The 2,347-nt window shown below is 61.4% G+C and carries 3 protein-coding genes; 2 read left to right on the top strand and 1 reads right to left on the bottom strand.

Going from position 1 to position 2,347, the window contains the following annotated elements; genetic code table 11:
• The coding region (locus AACZ55_RS16055) for a hypothetical protein (protein WP_339647697.1) at positions 1-275 on the bottom strand (275 nt) is incomplete at its 3' end.
• On the opposite strand from AACZ55_RS16055, the gene AACZ55_RS16050 reads away from it, so the two are divergent.
• Together AACZ55_RS16050 and AACZ55_RS16045 are read left to right on the top strand one after the other, a co-directional pair.
• A complete protein-coding gene (locus AACZ55_RS16050) occupies positions 274-1,674 on the top strand; it encodes a deoxyribodipyrimidine photo-lyase (protein WP_339647695.1) in 1,401 nt (466 codons plus the stop codon). The genes AACZ55_RS16055 and AACZ55_RS16050 overlap by 2 nt on opposite strands.
• Before the next feature lie 155 nt (positions 1,675-1,829).
• Positions 1,830-2,347, top strand: a 518-nt coding sequence (locus tag AACZ55_RS16045; protein WP_339647693.1) for a pyridoxal-phosphate dependent enzyme, incomplete at its 3' end; no start/stop codon positions are given.

The raw sequence follows: 2,347 nt of genomic DNA, 5'->3' as shown, positions 1-2,347 counted from the left end.
TCCCGGAAAATCTCAATGCTCTCACTCTCCAAACGGGAAAGATGCGACAGGGAAGTGGGGGACATCGACATGGGTTTATTCCAGCGGTTCGGAACGTTTTCGGCTCGCAGACATATTCCTGCCGGACGGCCCGGACAACCGCACGAGAGGCGCTCCCCGATGATCTGAAGCCGAGGTTTGCCCGTATCGGGAAAGAACGGCGCGTTTATTCCAAATGTGTCGAGCCCGCGCATTTTTCGACTTGCCTCTCCGACGAAAAGGAAAGTTTTTTTCATGGCCAGTTCCACATTGGTTTGGCTCAGAAACGATTTGCGCATTGCCGACAATCCGGCCCTTGCCGCGGCGCTCAAGCATGACGCGCCGGTCCATGCCGTCTATGTGCTCGAGACCGATCGGGGGCTGCGCCCGCTTGGGGGTGCTGCCAAGGTTTGGCTGCATGAGAGCCTTGCGGCGCTCAATGGCGCGCTGGCGGAGCGCGGGGTGCGGCTCTCCTATCGCGAGGGCGAGAGCAGGACCGTTCTTCCCGAAATCGTCCGGGAGACCGGGGCCGAGCGGGTTTACTGGAACCGGCGGTACGATCCGGCAGGGCGCAGCCATGACGCGGCGTTAAAGTCCGCTCTCAAGTCGGATGGACGTGCGGTCGAGAGCTTCAATGGCTCGCTGCTGATCGAGCCCTGGGACATCGCAACAAAACAGGGCACGCCCTATGGCGTTTTCACCCCGTTCTGGAAGGCGCTGAAAGACAAGCCGACCCCCGAACCGATCGGGCGGATCGAAAAGCATGCGGCGATCGCGGCCCCTGCCCTCGATCTGGACGCGCCGCCGTTCTGGGCGGATGGGATAGTGCAGCGTTGGGCGATTGGGGAAAAAGCGGCAAAAACTGTTCTGGCCGATTTTCTCGACGATCTGCTGGCCGATTACCCCACCGATCGCGACCTGCCGCGCAAGCGCGCGACATCGGAAATGTCGCCGCATTTGCGGTTCGGGGAGATCGGGCCGCGCCAGATCTGGTTTGCGGTGCGGCATCTGATCGATTCAAAACCGTCAATGGCGAGCGCTGGTGAAAAGTTTCTGTCCGAAGTGGCCTGGCGGGAGTTTTCCTATCACCTGCTCTATCATCGCGACGACATTGCCAGCCATTCGATGCAGGAGCGGTTCGACGAGATCGAATGGCGGGCCGACGCCAAGGCGCTGCATGCCTGGCAGAAGGGGCAGACGGGCATTCCGATCGTCGATGCGGGGATGCGCCAGCTCTGGCAGACGGGCTGGATGCACAATCGGGTGCGCATGCTCACGGCGTCGCTTCTGACCAAGAACCTGCTGATCGACTGGCGGACGGGCGAAAACTGGTTCTGGGATACGCTGGTCGATGCCGACCCGGCCAACAATCCGGCAAGCTGGCAATGGGTGGCCGGGAGCGGGGCGGACGCGGCGCCCTATTTCCGGATTTTCAATCCGGTGACCCAGGGCGAAAAGTTCGATCCCGGCGGAGACTATGTGCGCGAATGGGTGCCCGAGCTTAAAGGCATGCCCGACAAATGGGTGCATAAGCCATGGCTGGCCGACGCGGCCACGCTTGATAAGGCGGGACTTAAATTGGGCGTGACTTATCCCGAGCCGATCGTGGATCTGAAGTCCAGCCGGGAGCGGGCGCTCGATACGCTCAAGCGCTGACGCAACAGGTTTGCGGCGATGGCGCCTGTGGTGGCAGAGGATTGCGCAAAACGGGGGTGAACTGAAAAAGCCCGGCCAATCAACGCCGTGCGGCCTTGTTCGGGGCTCAAGAGGTCACTACGGTTTGGGTCCACGTTCAAGAGCTGTTGCCCATCATGACCCGTTATATCGATATGCCGTCCGCCATCGGGAACACCCCGCTGATCCGCCTCAACGCCGTGTCCGAGGCGACCGGATGCGAGATCTGGGGCAAGGCGGAATTCTTAAATCCCGGACAGTCGGTCAAGGACCGTGCGGCGCTCTATATTATCAATGACGCGGTGGCGCGGGGCGCGATCGGGCCGGGCGGGACGATTGTCGAGGGCACCGCGGGCAATACCGGGATCGGGTTGGCTCTGGTGGGCAATGCCATGGGGTTCAGGACGGTCATCGTCATCCCCGAAACCCAGAGCCAGGAGAAAAAGGATGCGATCCGGCTGGCCGGGGCCGAGCTGATCGAGGTGCCCGCAAAGCCCTACAAGAACCCCAACAATTACGTGAAGGTTTCCGGGCGATTGGCCGAAAAGCTGGCGTCGGAGCTGCCCAATGGCGCGATCTGGGCCAATCAGTTCGACAATGTCGCCAACCGGCAGGCCCATATCGAAACCACGGGACCGGAAATCTTTAGCCAGAC

Source organism: uncultured Pelagibacterium sp. (assembly GCF_963972885.1).
Taxonomy (GTDB): Bacteria; Pseudomonadota; Alphaproteobacteria; order Rhizobiales; family Devosiaceae; genus Pelagibacterium; species Pelagibacterium nitratireducens.
This window is presented reverse-complemented; position numbering and strand designations above follow the sequence as displayed.

Excerpts from the sequence above, each read along its gene's own strand:
- AACZ55_RS16050 (WP_339647695.1), top strand. The coding sequence starts at position 274 with ATGGCCAGTTCCACATTGGTTTGGCTCAGAAACGATTTGCGCATTGCC.